This is a genomic window from Limnohabitans simekii (SeqCode), assembly GCF_965234735.1.
In the GTDB taxonomy this organism is placed as follows: domain Bacteria; phylum Pseudomonadota; class Gammaproteobacteria; order Burkholderiales; family Burkholderiaceae_C; genus Limnohabitans; species Limnohabitans simekii.
The window spans coordinates 449,020-463,374 of sequence record NZ_OZ248541.1 but is presented as its reverse complement, the minus strand read 5'-3'; the positions used below and the strand labels follow the sequence as shown (position 1 = coordinate 463,374).

Here is a 14,355-nt window from a genome sequence, read left to right as displayed (position 1 = left end):
TTATGGCCCCAGACAAGGCTTTGCCCAGGCTGGGTGCGAAATTTTTCATCATGTGCCGGGGTAAAACGGTTTGCCCAAGGAGGCTGGCATGTTGACCCGAATCCACTGGGGATTGCGGGAAATCAGCGCCAGCACCAAGATGGTGGCCAAGTAGGGCAGCATGCTCAGGAACTGGCTGGGCACCTCCACCCCACTGGCTTGGAAATGGAACTGCAGCATGGTGACGCCGCCGAACAAATAAGCCCCCAGCAACACCCGCGCTGGCCGCCAAGTGGCGAAGGTGGTCAGGGCCAAGGCGATCCAGCCCTTGCCCGCGATCATCCCCTCCACCCACAGCGGGGTGTAGATGATGGAAATATAGGCGCCCGCCAAACCGCACAAAGCGCCGCCAGTGACCACCGCGCCCAGGCGGATGCCGCGCACCGAATAGCCCAAGGCATGGGCCGACTGCGGCGACTCGCCCACCGCCCGCAGCACCAAACCGGCTCGGCTGCGCTCGAGGAACCAAATCAGGGCGATGGTGAACAAGATGACCAGATAGACCATCGGGTGTTGTTTGAACAAGGCCGGGCCCACAAAAGGCAGATCGACCAAACCAGGCACCTCAAAGCGCATGCGCTCGGGCAGCTTGGCCTGCACATAGCCGGTGCCCACAAAGGCCGAGAAGCCCACGCCAAACAGGCTGAGCGCCAAACCGGTGGCGTACTGGTTGGTGTTGAGGCCAATCACCAAGGCACCAAAAATCAGGGCCAACAAGGCACCAGCGCCCATGCCCGCGGCAAAGCCCAGCAGATCGCTGCCGGTGTGCACCACGGTGGCAAAGCCAGCGATGGCCGCGCACAGCATCATGCCCTCGGCACCGAGGTTGACGATGCCCGCTTTTTCGTTGATGAGCAGCCCCAAAGCCGCGATGGCCAAGACCGTGCCCGCACTCAGGGTGGCGGCTATTAACAATGCATAGGATTCCATCACGCCACCTCCACACGCTTGGGCGCCCAGCGCAAGCGGTAATTCATCAAGACATCACAGGCCAACAAGCTGAACAACAACAGCCCTTGGAACACACCGGTGAGGGATTTGGGCAAGCCCAAACGGGACTGGGCCAACTCGCCGCCGATGTAGAACATGCTCATCAGGATGGCCGAAAACACCATGCCCACCGGGTGCAAGCGCCCGACAAAAGCGACGATGATGGCCGCAAAGCCATAGCCCACCGGCACATAAGGGGTCAGCTGACCAATGGGGCCGGCCACTTCCAAGGCACCGGCCAAACCGGCCGCGCCGCCCGACACCAACAAGGCCAACCAGATGGCTCGGCTGGAAGAGAAACCCGCGTAGCGGGCTGCATGCGGGGCCAAACCACCGATTTGCTGCGCCCAACCGGCCCGGGTGCGGAACAAAAACACCCACAGCAACAGCGCTCCCAGCAAAGCCAAAAAGACGCCCATGTTGATCCGCGAGCCTTTGAACAAACGCGGAATTTGTGTGGCCGCCTCGAAGGTTTTGGTTTGCGGGAAGTTGTAACCCAAGGGGTCTTTCCACGGGCCATAGACCAAGTAACCCAAGACCATGATGGCCACATAGACCAGCATCAGGCTGACCAAAATTTCATTGGCGTGAAAGCGGTCGCGCAAAAACGCCGTGATGCCGGCCCAGACCATGCCGCCCAGCACGCCCGCCAACAAGACCGAAGGCACCATCACCCAGGGGCTGCTGGCTTTGTCGGCCATCAAGGCGATGCCGGTGGCGAACACCGCGCCCATCACATACTGGCCTTCGGCACCGATGTTCCAGACGTTGGAGCGGAAACAAAGCGCCAAGCCCAAAGCGATGATGAGCAAGGGCGTGGCTTTGACCACCAACTCGCCCAAGGCGTAAGCGCTGCGAATGGGTTCCCAGAAAAACACCGCCAAACCCTGCACCGGGTCTTTGCCCAGCGCCAAGAACAGCACCACCCCGATGACCACGGTCAGCACCAGGGCCAACAAGGGTGAGGCGATGCGCCAAAAGCCTGAAGGCTGAGGCCGGGCTTCAAGTTTCAACATGTCAATTCACCATTTCTTCTTGTTGGTCCCACAAGCCGCTCATCCAACTGCCGATCAAGGCCACGTTGGCGTCGGCCCGGTTGATCGAGGGTGACAAGCGGCCTTGGGCGATGACGTGCATGCGGTCGGAGAGTTCAAACAACTCGTCGAGTTCTTCACTCACCACCAAAACCGCACAACCGGCGTCACGCAGCGCCAGCAAAGCGCCACGGATTTGCGCCGAAGCGCCGACATCCACGCCCCAGGTGGGTTGCGAGACGATCAGCAGTTTGGGCGCCGCGTCGATTTCGCGGCCAACGATGTACTTTTGCAAATTGCCGCCCGACAGCGACTGCGCCAGCGCATGGGCGCCACCGGCCTTGACCTTGTAGCGGTTGATGATGGATTCGGCCTGGGTTTTCAGGGCGTTCATGTCGATCCACCCCGCCCTGTTGATGGCGTCGGACCGGGTGAGCAACAGGTTGTGCGCCAAGCTCAGGCTGGGCACGGCACCCCGGCCCAAGCGTTCGTCCGGCACAAAGTGCAAGCCCAAGGCACGCCGCTGGGTCGGGCCTTGCGAACCCACCGCCTGACCCAACAAACGGATGCTGTCGGCGGGGGCGCGGGTGTCCTCACCGCTCAGGGCATACAGCAACTCGCGCTGGCCATTGCCCGACACCCCAGCGATGCCCACAATTTCGCCTTGGCGTACTTGCAAATTCAGGGGTGACAGGTTCATGCCAAACGGGTCTTGGCGGGCCAACTGCAGTTGCCGCACCTCTAGGACCACGGCACCGGGTTGGCTGACTTTGGGGTTCAAGGCGGGCGGCTCGCTGCCAATCATCATTTGGCTCAAAGACGCATTGGTTTCTTCGCTGGGAATGCATTCGCCGCTGACACGACCGGCCCGCAGCACGGTGCAATGGGTGCACAGCGCACGGATTTCATGCAGCTTGTGGCTGATGTACAAAATGCTGCAACCCTCGGCCACCAACTGGCGCAGCACGGCAAACAGTTTGTCCACGGCTTGCGGGGTGAGCACCGAGGTGGGCTCGTCCAGAATCAGCAACCGCGGTTCACACAGCAAGGCGCGGATGATTTCCACCCGCTGCATCTCGCCCACGCTCAGGGTGTGCACGGGGCGCTCGGGCTCGATGTCCAGGCCATAAATGGCGGCTTTGTCGCGGATGCGTTGGGTCACCTCGGCCAAGGACAGGCTTTTGTCCAAACCCAACCAGACGTTTTGCGCCACGCTCAGGGTGTCAAACAAACTGAAATGCTGGAACACCATGCTGATGCCCAATTGACGGGCCTGCTGGGGGTTGCGAATGCGCACCGCTTGGCCATTGAAGCGGATGTCCCCGGCATCGGGTTGCACCGCACCAAATATGATTTTCATCAGAGTGGACTTGCCCGCACCGTTTTCGCCCAAAATGGCGTGAATCTGGCCGGGCATCACGTCCAAGGAAATATTGTCATTGGCCAGCACGGCAGGGTACTGTTTGCGGATGCCTTTGAGGCTCAACAAAGGAACAGGACTCATGCCAAGTTCTCCCCAAGGTTTCCGGGCATCACCTTTTGAATCCAACCAAAGCACCTCGTTTCCATGACCATTCCTCACTTAGACCTGATTTTTAGAAACACAAAGAATTCAATTCCGAATGTATCGCCCAGTCGCACCCTGTTGGACATTTTGCGCGAAGAGCTGCGGGCCACCGACGTCAAGGAAGGTTGTGCCAGCGGCGACTGCGGCGCTTGCACCGTGGTGATTGGTCACGGCCCGCAAGCGCACACGGTCAACAGCTGCATCCGCATGGCCCATTCTGCCCATGGTTTGCAAGTCACCACCGCCAGCGATTTGCCCACCAACGGTCAACTGCACCCGGTTCAGCAAGCCATGTTAGACCACCACGGTTCGCAATGCGGTTTTTGCACCCCCGGGTTTGTCATGAGTCTGTACGACCTTTACAACCGCGCCCAAGGCCAAGCGGTCACGCGCGAAGAAGCCATGGAAGCGATCTCGGGCAATTTGTGCCGCTGCACCGGCTACCGCCCGATCTTGGACGCCGCCTGCGCCATGCACCTGTACCCAGCCCCCGCGCCGCGCCGCCAACTGAAAACCGGGCCCGACTTGCGCGACCCCTTGAACCCGCATTACGCCCTGCCCACGTCGTTGGCTCAACTGCTGACTTTGCGTGCCCGCCACCCCCAAGCGCAGTTGATGGCCGGTGGCACCGACGCCGGTTTGTGGGTCACCCAACAGCACCGCCGCTTTGACCAAGTGATCGACCTGACCCGCGTGGCCGAGCTGAAAAAAGTAGAAACCTATCCCCACCATCTGGCCATTGGTGCGGCGGTGAGCCTGCACGACGCCTTCGCGGCGCTGGCCCAACGCCGCCCCGAGGTGACGGATTTCGCCCACCGCTTTGCCGGTCGTCCGGTGCGCCAGTCCGGCACCATCGGCGGCAATCTGGCCAATGGCTCGCCCATCGGTGACTGCATGCCGCTGTTGATCGCCCTGGGGGCGCAGGTGGTGCTGATGGCCTACCGCCATGGCCGCATGGTGTCGCGCCATGTGCCCTTGGAAGACTATTACCTGGGCTACCGCCAAACCGTGTTGGCCCCCGACGAAGTGCTGTGTTGGATCGTCGTGCCGCAGCCTCTTCACAACGAACGGCTCCACGCCTACAAAGTGTCGAAACGCCAAGAGGACGATATTTCCACCCTTTGTTTGGTGCTGCGTTGGCACCAAGACGCCCAGACCCTGCGCGATGTGCGCATCGGTGTCGGTGGTGTCGCGGCCACGCCCGTGCGGGCTCGGCGCACCGAAGCGGTGATGGACAACCAGTCTTTGGACGCCACCACCTTGGCCCGGGCGCAAGACAGCCTGGGCCAAGAGTTCAAACCCATCACTGACATGCGTGCCAGCGCCGCGTACCGCCATCAGCTGTTGCGCAACCTGCTGCAACGCGCTTGGTTGCAGGCCCAAGGCGTGGCCCACACCCGCTTGGAGGATTTTTAAGATGAACACCCTTGACCAAGCGCTGGACCAAGACGCAAAACACGAAAGTGCACATGGGCATGTGCAAGGCTTGGCGGCCTACATCGACGATCTGCCGCTGACCGAAGGCACGCTGCACGCTGCGCCGCTGATGAGCAACGTGGCCCATGGCCGCATCCTGTCGCTCGACCTGAGCGCCGTGCTGGCCGCACCCGGCGTGCGTGCCGTGGTCACCGCCGACGATGTCGTGGGCGACAAACTGCTGGCCACCTTTGTGCACGACGAACCGATTTTTGCCAGCACCCATGTCGAACACATCGGGCAGGTGCTGGGCGTGGTGGTGGCCGACAGCCACATTCAGGCCCGCGCGGCGGCGGCCTTGATGCAATTGAAAGTGGCCCCCCTGCCCCCTGCTTTGATTGCCCGCACCGCGCCAAGCACGGTGTTGCCCAAGGTCCATGTGCAACGCGGTGACGCCGCGCAAGCGCTGCAGAACGCGCCGCACCAATTGCGCAACCAGCTGGAAATTGGCGGCCAAGAGCACTATTACCTGGAAGGCCAAATCGCCTATGTGCTGCCGCAAGACGACGGCGAGTGGTTGGTGCACTCCAGCACCCAACACCCCGGCGAAGCCCAGCATTGGGTGGCGCATGCCTTGAATGTCCCTTTGCACCGCGTGCGGGTGCTGTGTCGCCGCATGGGCGGCGGCTTCGGCGGCAAAGAAACCCAGTCGGGTCACCCGGCAGTGTGGGCCGCATTGGCCGCGCAAAAAACCGGCCGCCCCGTGAAGCTGCGTTTGGCGCGTGAAGACGATTTTTTGATCACCGGCAAACGCCATCCGTTCAGCCACGATTACCAAGCCGGTTTCAACCACCAAGGCCGCTTGCTGGGCTTGCAATCCACCCAATGGGTGCACTGCGGTTTCAGCGCCGACCTGAGCGGCCCGGTGGCCGACCGCGCCGTGTTCCACACCGACAACGCGTATTTTTTAGAGGCGGTCGATATCGTCTCGCACCGCAGCAAGCTCAACACCCAAAGCCACACCGCGTTTCGCGGCTTTGGCGGGCCGCAAGGCGTGTTGTTGATCGAGGCCTTGATGGGTGACATCGCCAGGCAACTTGGCCTGGACCCGCTGGATGTGCGCTTGGCCAATCTTTATGGGGAGGCCCCACGCAACACCACCCACTACGGCATGACCGTGGAAGACAACATCGCACCCGCGCTCATGACGCAGTTGGCCGCTGATTGCAATTACCGCTCACGCCGCGCCGAGATACAAGCCTTCAACGCCAGCAGCAAGGTTCTCAAGCGTGGCATCGCCTTGACGCCGGTGAAATTCGGCATCAGCTTCACCGCCACCCAGTTCAACCAAGCCGGTGCGCTGGTGTCGGTTTACACCGATGGCAGCGTGCGGGTGAACCACGGCGGCACCGAGATGGGCCAAGGCCTGCACACCAAGGTGTGCGCGGTGGTGGCCCAGGTCTTGGGCTTGCCGTTGACACAGGTGCGCATCAGCAGTTCGGACACCGACAAGGTGGCCAACGCCAGTGCCACAGCAGCCTCCAGCGGCACCGATTTGAATGGCCGCGCCGCCGAACGCGCCGCCTTGCAAGTGCGCAGCAACATCGCCGCCTGTGTGGCCCAAGCCGATGGCTGCACGGCTGCCGAGGTGCGCTTCCTGAAGGGCCAAGTGCACAGCCCCAAGCAAGTGCGCAGCTTCGAGCAAGCCGTGCAATACGCCTACAGCCAACGGGTGCAGTTGTGGAGCGATGGTTTTTACGCCACACCAAAAATCCATTACGACCGCGCCACCCTTTCCGGTCGGCCGTTCTACTATTTCGCTTATGGCGCAGCCTGCAGCGAGGTCTTGATCGACACCCTGAGCGGCGAGCACAAGGTGTTGAAAGTCGACATCCTGCACGACGTGGGGCATTCCTTGAACCCGGCCTTGGACATCGGTCAAATTGAAGGCGGCTTTGTGCAAGGCATGGGTTGGTTGACCACCGAAGAACTGGTGTGGGGCGCTGACGGCAAGCTGCTGACACGGGGCGCGAGCACCTACAAAATCCCCACCGCCGCCGACATCCCGCAGCACTTCAACATCCAGCTGTGGCCCGAGGCCAACCGCGAAGACAACATCGGTGGCAGCAAGGCGGTGGGCGAGCCGCCGTTCATGCTGGCCATCAGCGTGTTCGAGGCCTTGCGCGATGCCGTCGGCCAATGCTTGGGCGGCAACGCGCCGGTGCACCTTGACGCACCCGCCACGCCCGAGCGCGTGTTGATGGCGCTGCAACCCAAGCAGGCTTGAAACGCCTTGCGTTCTGGCTGGCATGATTTTTTGAATTGAACCCTGAACCGATGAACAAACACCCCGAACCCGGCCTGCCAACGCAGCAGGCATATCGCGCCAGCCTGCTGTGGTTTCCCGATGGCGACAGCGACCAGATTCAATTCGAGGCCGATGGCCTGTTGGTCACCGAGCGCGGTGACGACGGCGTGGCCCGCATCAGCGCCATCGGCCCCTATGCCTTGTTGCACGCGGCCCATGCGCAAGTGGCTTGCACCGATTGGCGCGGCCGTTGGCTGGCACCGGGCTTTGTCGACATGCACATCCACTATGCGCAAACCGACGTCATCGCCTCGCCCGCCGATGGCTTGCTGCCTTGGTTGAACCACTACACCTTTCCGCAAGAAACGCGTTTCGCCGATCCGGCCCATGCGCGTGAAGTGGCGCAGTTTTATTTCGATGAGCTGATGCGCCACGGTGTGACCACCGCGCTCACCTTCGCCACCGCGCATGTGGCCTCGGTGGACGCGTTTTTTGAGCAAGCGCAGCAGCGTCAATTGCGCATGATTGGCGGGCGGGTGCTGCAAGACCGGCACAGCCCGGATGGTTTGCGTGACCGCAGCGTCGAACAAAGCCTGCTTGAAACCGAAAGCCTGATTCACAAGTGGCACGGCGTGGACCGTTTGGGCTACGCCATCACACCGCGTTTTGCGCCCACCTCCAGCCCCGAACAATTGCACGGTGCAGGCGTTTTGGCGCAGCAACACAGCAGCGTGTGGGTGCAAACCCATGTGGCTGAAAACGCCGATGAAATCCGCTGGGTGGCCGAGTTGTTTCCGCAAGCACGCAGCTACTTGGATGTGTATGAAAACGTCGGCTTGTTGCGCCAGCGTTCGGTGTATGCGCACTGCTTGCATCTGGATGCCAACGACCGCGATCTGATGGCCGAGCGTGGTGCGGCGGCGGCCGTGTGCCCAACCAGCAATTTGTTTTTGGACAGCGGTTTTTTCCATTTCCAAGACGCCCAAGCCCAACGTGTGTTGCACGGCTTGGCCAGCGATGTGGGCGGGGGCACCAGCTTCAGCCCGTTTCACACCATGCATGCGGCCTACACCGTGGGCCGCCAAAGCGTCGGGCGCGATGGCCATTCGCTGAGTGCCCAGCAGCTGTGGTGGTTGCATACGGCAGGCGCGGCACAAGCGCTGGGCTTGGCCGGTGTGTGTGGTAATTTGGCCGTCGGTTGCGAAGCCGATTTCGTGGTGCTAAACCCGCAAGCCACGCCCCTTTTGGCGCGGCGCACCGCCGCTGCCGATTCCTTGGACGAGCAACTCTTCGCCATGATTGTGTTGGGTGACGACCGCCTGGTGGACAACGTGGTGGTCAATGGCCGACCCGGTGCATAGATCACATTGCCAGAGCATGGACTTGGTTTTAAACTTTCGCCACCATGAATGCCCTGCACTTCGACTCCCTGTCCTATGCCAATCGGCTCAAAGCCGCAGGCATGGAGCCACAGTTGGCCGAGGTTCAAGCCTTCGCCATGGCTGATGTGCTGCATGTGAACATGCAAGACTTGGCCACCAAGCAAGATGTCACGCAAAGCGATCTGGCCACCAAGCACGGGTTTCAGGTCATGCAAGAAGGAGTACAGCAAGAATTCCAAAACGTGCGCAATGAAATGGCGCAAGAATTCCAAAAATTTCGCAAAGAAGTACAGCAAGAATTCCAAAACGTGCGCAACGAAATGGCGCAAGAATTCCAAAAATTTCGCAAAGAAGTACAGCAAGAATTCCAAAACGTGCGCAACGAAATGGCGCAAGAATTCCAAAATGTGCGAAAGGAAATGAAACAGGAATTCCAAAACGTGCGCAATGAAATGGCGCAAGAATTCCAAAACGTTCGCAATGAAATGCAACAAATGGAAGCTGGCATACGCAAAGACATGCAAATCATGGAGACCAGTCTTCGCCAAGAGATGCAGCTCATGGAAACCAGTCTTCGCAAAGACATCCAGCATCTGGAAATCACCACCAACCACAACCTCATGCTGCTAGAGCAACGCATGGTCATCAAGCTGGGCAGCCTGATGGTGTTGGCCATCGGGGTGATGGCCACCCTGGTGAAATTGCTCTAAAGCACCAGCAAAGCCCTGAAGTCGTTCACATTGGTGTGGGTCGGGCCGGTCACCACCAAATCATCCAAGGCTTCAAAAAGCCGATAGCTGTCGTTGCGGTCTAAAAACGCAGACGGTTTCAAACCTGCATGGTCTGCTCGCTCTAGGGTGTCCGGGGTCACCACGGCACCAGCGTTGTCTTCCACGCCGTCAATGCCGTCGGTGTCCGCCGCCAAGCCCCACACACCGCTCATCCCTTGCAAACCCACCACCAACCCCAAACAAAACTCACCGGCCCGCCCGCCTTTGCCGCGTGGCGAACCCGGCGCTTGTGGGCGCACCGTGACCGTGGTTTCGCCGCCGCTCAAAATCACGCACGGCTTTTGAAACGGCCCGTGTCCCAGCGCCGCAGCGCGTGCCAAAGCCGCATGCACCTTGCCCACCTCACGCGACTCGCCTTCGATTTCATCCGACAAGATGTAAGCGTTCAAACCCGCCGCCTTCGCCACCTCGGCGGCGGCTTGCAGCGACTGCTGCGGCGTGGCCATCATGCGCACCTGGTGGCCTGCAAACACCGCGTCTATGGGTTTGGGGGTTTCCAAGGCGCCCGAGTGCAGGGCCGCTTTCACGCTGTTTGGTAATTCAATGCGGTAGCGCTCCAAAATGGCCCAAGCTTGGGCGCAGGTGCTGGCGTCCGCCACGGTGGGGCCGCTGGCAATGATGGCCGGGTCGTCGCCGGGCACATCGCTGATGGTCAGCGTCACCACCTGGGCGGGGTGGCAAGCCGCCGCCAACCGCCCGCCTTTGATGCGCGACAAATGCTTGCGCACCGTGTTCATCTCGGTGATGTTGGCGCCGCTTTCCAACAGGGCGCGGTTGATCTGTTGTTTGTCGGCCAGGCTCAAGCCGTCCGCGGGCAGGGTCAGCAGCGCCGAACCGCCGCCAGAGATGAGGCAAATCACCAGGTCGTCGGGCTGCAAGCCTTGCACCAGCGCCAAGATGCGCTCGGCGGCTTGCACACCTGCGGCGTCGGGCACCGGGTGGGCGGCCTCCAACACCTCGATGCGTTGCGCCAGACCGGCCGGTCGGGGCGGCGTGTGGTGGTAGCGGGTAACCACCACGCCCGCCATCGGCGCATCGGCAGGCCACAGTTGCTCCAGGGCCTGGGCCATGGCGCCTGCGGCTTTGCCCGCCCCAATCACCACGGTGCGACCGCGCGGCACGGCGGGCAGCACGGCCGGCAGGTTCAAGAGCGGTTGGGCCCGCGCCACGGCTGCGGCAAAGAGTTGGCGTAAAAAATCGCTGGGCTGCTGATGGGGGGAGATGAGGGTGTTCATGTCGAAAGTTTACGCAGGGACTCAAGTCTGTGGTTTTGCGGTCGATTCCCTATAGGTCTCACTTTGAAAAGCAATCCATGACCGCCGATGAAATTGCCAAACAGTTGAAAGAAACCGCGTCCAACCCGGAAGAAATGTGGGTGTACGCCGCCGCCGTGGTGTTTTTTCCGGTGGCGTTGGCCATGCTCTTGTGGCGCGGCCTGAACAAAGGCTTTGAGGCGATGTGGTCCCAAGCCATGAGCAACTCGCGGCAACAACTTCGCTATGACAACATGGTCAAAGAGCAACAAGACCAACACATGCAAAAAATGCAACTGGAATACCAAGTGTATTTAGCCCAGCGGGAAAAACGTTTGCAAGCCTACGAGAAAAAAATCAAGGCGTCGACGCCGCCAGAAACCAGCGTCCCAGCGCTTGACGCTCCGGCTCCGTGAGCCCGGTGGCGTTGTTCATCGGCATTTGTTTCAGCACCACCACCTGTTGGTAGATGTTTTGCGCGTTGGCGCGAATGTGGTCGGCTGAATCCAAGCGCAGGTTTTTCATTTGCACTTGGTCACCGTGGCAGCTGATGCAGCGCTGGTTGACGATGGCCTGCACCTCCTCGAAGCTGACCGGGGCGGTGCTGACATCGGCGCTGGCGGGCGCGGGGCGCAGGGCCACGATCAAGCCGATGATGATGGCCGCTCCGAACGCGGCATAGGGCCAGGGATGGGCACTTCTGCCCAAACGCCACGCGTGCTTTTGCACAAAAAACTGGCGGATGCTGGCACCGGCCAACATCATCAAAAACAACAAGATCCAGCGCTGCGGGTGGCTGACCAACAAGCCCTCGTGGTTGGCCAACATCGCGAACAACACCGGCAAGGTGAAGTAGGTGTTGTGGACACTGCGCTGCTTGCCGCGCAAACCGTAAAACGCCATGGCTTTCTCGTCATACGGCTGGCCCGAGGTGAGCGCTTTCACCACCACGCGTTGGCCCGGAATGATGCAGAAAAACACATTGGCCGTCATGGTGGTGGCGATGGTGGCCCCCATCAGCACAAAAGCGGCACGACCAGCGAAGAGTTGGCAGGCCAGCCAGCACAGCGCAGCCACCAAAACCAGCATGATGGCGCCGACCCAGGCTTGGCCTTGGGGGTGGTTGAACAAGGCTTTGCACAGCGCGTGATAGAAGAGCCAAAACCCCACCAAAAACGCCAAGGCTGTGGTGATGGCGGCGGCGGGCGACCAGGCCATGACCGAGGTGTCGATCAAGAAGGTGGGAGCTTGCCAAAGGTACATCATGGCAAACAAGGCGAAGCCGCTCAGCCATGTGGCGTAGCTTTCCCAGTAAAACCAATGCAAGGTGCTGTTGATGTGACCCGGGGCGCCAGCGTATTTTTGCGGGTTGTAAAAACCACCGCCGTGCACCGCCCACATTTCGCCGCCGACGCCTTTGTCTTTCAGCGCCGGGTCTTGCGGCGGGACCAAGTTGCTGTCGAGGAAGACAAAGTAAAACGACGAGCCGATCCAGGCGATGGCGACGATGACGTGCAGCCAGCGGACCAGCAGTTGCACCCATTCGAGCAAGTAGGTTTCCATGGGGTCGGACTTTAGCTTATGGGTAATTGGGGTCAGATTCCAATTGATTTAGAACAATTGGAATCTGACCCCAATTACTTGCCGAGGAGCAGCAACTGCGCGGCCACGGCCACGGCGATTTCGGAGGGTGATTTGCCGCCAATGCCGGGCAAGCCAATCGGGCAGGTCACCCGCGCGAAGTCGGCGTCGCCAAAACCTTTGGCCTCTAGGCGATGTCGAAAGGTGGCCCATTTGGTGGCGCTGCCAATCAGGCCGATGAAGGGCACATCGTTCAAGTCACGCGCACGCCGCAAGCAATCGGCCAACACCTCCAAATCCTCGGCGTGGCTGAAGCTCATGATCAACACCAGACTGCCCGGTGCCAGATCGGCCACCGCGGCTTGCACCGGCGCGGAATGTTCACATTGCACATGGCGCGGGGTGTCAGGCGGGAACACCTCGTCGCGGCTGTCGATCCAACGCACATGAAAGGGCAAATCGGCCAACAGTTTCACCAGCGCCTGCCCCACGTGGCCGCCGCCAAACAGCGCCAGTGGTCGGCCTTCTCCTGCCAAACCCGCCTGCAAGCGGGGCGCATCGGCGGCGCTGATGTGCTCAAAACCCAGTTCCAGCACGCCGCCGCAGCACTGCCCCAGGCTGGGCCCCAGCGCCACGCGCTGCGCCTCGGGCAGCGGCAAGTCGGGGTTTTGCAATGCCGCCCGCGCTTGGGCGATGGCTTGGTGCTCCAGGTGGCCGCCGCCAATCGTGCCCACCTGGTGCGCATCAAACACCGCCATCCAGGTGCCGGTGTCGCGCGGCACCGAGCCCTGCGCCTGCTGCACCCGCACCAGCACGGCGGGCGCAATCAGCAAATCTTCAAGCAAATCTGACAGTTGTTTCAAATCAATCCTCGGGTTATCAAGCTTGCCAAATGCGCCCAGCCGGTGCAGAGTCCAGAGCTTAGTACGGCACAAGGAGCGGTCATGCGGGCTGGTTCAATCCCAGGCAATCACCACCCGGCCAACACGTTGGGCGCGGCAGGCTTGGTTGTGCGCACAGCGGCGTCGATCACGCCCTGCGAACAGACAAGCAGCCTTGGCACGCCTTGGGCCGCAATCGGCGCTGGGCTGCTGCTCAGCCTGAGCGCCTGCAGCTTGATGCCACCCCCAGTGGTCCAAGCACCCGCTCCCACACCCCCCGTGGCCATCATCAGCGTGCCGCCACCCGCGCCACCCAGTTTGCCGCCGCCCGCCGTGCAGCCCTTGCCCGCCACACCGGTGCCCGCCCTGGTCTCGGATGCCCGCAGCCCCAAGGAGTACCGCACCGACGCGGCCAGCCACATCTACCGGCAATACCAACAATCCATTTACAAAGGCAAGATGCCGCCCATGCTCAAAGCCGTGGGCGTGATCGAGGTCAGCGTCAACAGCCAAGGCCAGGTGGACGAGATCGTCTGGTTGCGTGCCCCCCGGCATGTGCCCGAGGTGATGCGCGAAATCGAAACCAAGGTGCGCGAAGCCCAGCCCTACCCGGCGCCGCGCCTGCTGAAAAAAGTGAAATACGTGGACACCTGGTTGTGGCATGCCAGCGGCCAGTTTCAACTCGACACCCTGACCGAAGGCCAGCACTGAGGCGGCGCTGAACGAGCGCCCCAACACGGCCCGCCCGGCTTCAAGAACCACGGTAGGTGGAAAAACTCCAAGGGCTGACCAGCAAAGGCACGTGGTAATGCTGGCGGGTATCGGCCACGCCAAAGTCCAGCGTCACTTGGTCGAGGAATGAGGGCTCGGGCAAGGCCACGCCCAAGGCTTTGAAATAGGGCTTCACTGAAAACACCAGCCGGTAGGTGCCCACTTGCAAGCTGTCGTTGTCCAGCAAGGGGCCGCCGTCGTTGCGGCCATCGGCGTTCAGCGTGAACGACTTGAGCAAGCGGCTGTCTGCGCCCTTGGTGGCGTACAAAGCCACCTCCATGCCGCCCGCTGGGCGTCCGTGCATGGTGTCCAAAACATGTGTGCTCAATCCCATGTGCAAGC

The 14,355-nt window shown here is 61.2% G+C and carries 13 protein-coding genes; 6 read left to right on the top strand and 7 right to left on the bottom strand.

Annotation, left to right across the window (positions count from 1 at the left end):
* Positions 1-48 precede the first annotated feature (48 nt).
* From AC8GFP_RS06360 to AC8GFP_RS06350, 3 genes are read right to left on the bottom strand one after another with little or no spacing between them, the layout of a single operon-like run.
* On the bottom strand, positions 49-969 hold the full coding sequence (locus AC8GFP_RS06360; protein WP_506611372.1) for an ABC transporter permease: 921 nt from the start codon (positions 967-969) through the stop codon (positions 49-51).
* Positions 969-2,045: an ABC transporter permease gene (locus AC8GFP_RS06355; protein ID WP_506611370.1), complete on the bottom strand. Its 1,077-nt coding sequence runs from the start codon at positions 2,043-2,045 to the stop codon at positions 969-971. The genes AC8GFP_RS06360 and AC8GFP_RS06355 overlap by 1 nt, the downstream gene beginning before the upstream one ends.
* Position 2,046: 1 nt before the next feature.
* The gene (locus AC8GFP_RS06350; protein ID WP_506611368.1) at positions 2,047-3,567 is read right to left on the bottom strand and encodes an ABC transporter ATP-binding protein; all 1,521 of its coding nucleotides are present in this window, start codon (positions 3,565-3,567) and stop codon (positions 2,047-2,049) included.
* 63 nt (positions 3,568-3,630) lie between these two features.
* On the opposite strand from AC8GFP_RS06350, the gene xdhA reads away from it, so the two are divergent.
* The 4 genes from xdhA to AC8GFP_RS06330 are packed head-to-tail and all read left to right on the top strand — an operon-like array spanning position 3,631 to position 9,446.
* Positions 3,631-5,046, top strand: a complete 1,416-nt coding sequence (gene xdhA / locus AC8GFP_RS06345) for a xanthine dehydrogenase small subunit (RefSeq protein ID WP_506611366.1) — start codon at positions 3,631-3,633, stop codon at positions 5,044-5,046.
* 1 nt (position 5,047) lies between these two features.
* Positions 5,048-7,333 (top strand): xanthine dehydrogenase molybdopterin binding subunit, encoded by a 2,286-nt coding sequence (gene xdhB, locus AC8GFP_RS06340; protein ID WP_506611364.1) that lies wholly within the window; start codon positions 5,048-5,050, stop codon positions 7,331-7,333.
* A 50-nt stretch (positions 7,334-7,383) separates the two neighbouring features.
* Positions 7,384-8,715, top strand: a complete 1,332-nt coding sequence (gene guaD, locus AC8GFP_RS06335) for a guanine deaminase (RefSeq protein ID WP_506611362.1) — start codon at positions 7,384-7,386, stop codon at positions 8,713-8,715.
* Between the two features lie 44 nt (positions 8,716-8,759).
* Entirely contained in the window at positions 8,760-9,446 is a 687-nt protein-coding gene (locus tag AC8GFP_RS06330; protein ID WP_506611361.1) for a coiled-coil domain-containing protein, read from the top strand.
* Here AC8GFP_RS06330 and AC8GFP_RS06325 read toward each other — a convergent pair.
* Positions 9,443-10,762 carry a glycerate kinase type-2 family protein gene (locus AC8GFP_RS06325; protein WP_506611359.1) on the bottom strand — a complete coding sequence of 440 codons (1,320 nt, stop codon included), beginning with the start codon at positions 10,760-10,762 and terminating at the stop codon, positions 9,443-9,445. The two genes, AC8GFP_RS06330 and AC8GFP_RS06325, sit on opposite strands and share 4 nt — an antisense overlap.
* Positions 10,763-10,839: 77 nt before the next feature.
* On the opposite strand from AC8GFP_RS06325, the gene AC8GFP_RS06320 reads away from it, so the two are divergent.
* Positions 10,840-11,196 (top strand): hypothetical protein, encoded by a 357-nt coding sequence (locus tag AC8GFP_RS06320; RefSeq protein WP_506611357.1) that lies wholly within the window; start codon positions 10,840-10,842, stop codon positions 11,194-11,196.
* Here AC8GFP_RS06320 and AC8GFP_RS06315 read toward each other — a convergent pair.
* Together AC8GFP_RS06315 and xdhC are read right to left on the bottom strand one after the other, a co-directional pair.
* Positions 11,138-12,343 carry a urate hydroxylase PuuD gene (locus tag AC8GFP_RS06315; RefSeq protein ID WP_506611355.1) on the bottom strand — a complete coding sequence of 402 codons (1,206 nt, stop codon included), beginning with the start codon at positions 12,341-12,343 and terminating at the stop codon, positions 11,138-11,140. The genes AC8GFP_RS06320 and AC8GFP_RS06315 overlap by 59 nt on opposite strands.
* 74 nt (positions 12,344-12,417) lie before the next feature.
* Positions 12,418-13,224 (bottom strand): xanthine dehydrogenase accessory protein XdhC, encoded by an 807-nt coding sequence (xdhC, locus tag AC8GFP_RS06310; protein WP_506611353.1) that lies wholly within the window; start codon positions 13,222-13,224, stop codon positions 12,418-12,420.
* An 81-nt stretch (positions 13,225-13,305) separates the two neighbouring features.
* Here xdhC and AC8GFP_RS06305 point away from each other — a divergent pair, with 81 nt between their 5' ends.
* A complete protein-coding gene (locus AC8GFP_RS06305) occupies positions 13,306-13,953 on the top strand; it encodes a hypothetical protein (protein ID WP_506611351.1) in 648 nt (215 codons plus the stop codon).
* Between the two features lie 40 nt (positions 13,954-13,993).
* On the opposite strand, the gene uraH is transcribed toward AC8GFP_RS06305, so the two are convergent.
* Entirely contained in the window at positions 13,994-14,347 is a 354-nt protein-coding gene (gene uraH, locus AC8GFP_RS06300) for a hydroxyisourate hydrolase (protein WP_506611349.1), read from the bottom strand.
* Positions 14,348-14,355: the final 8 nt, after the last annotated feature.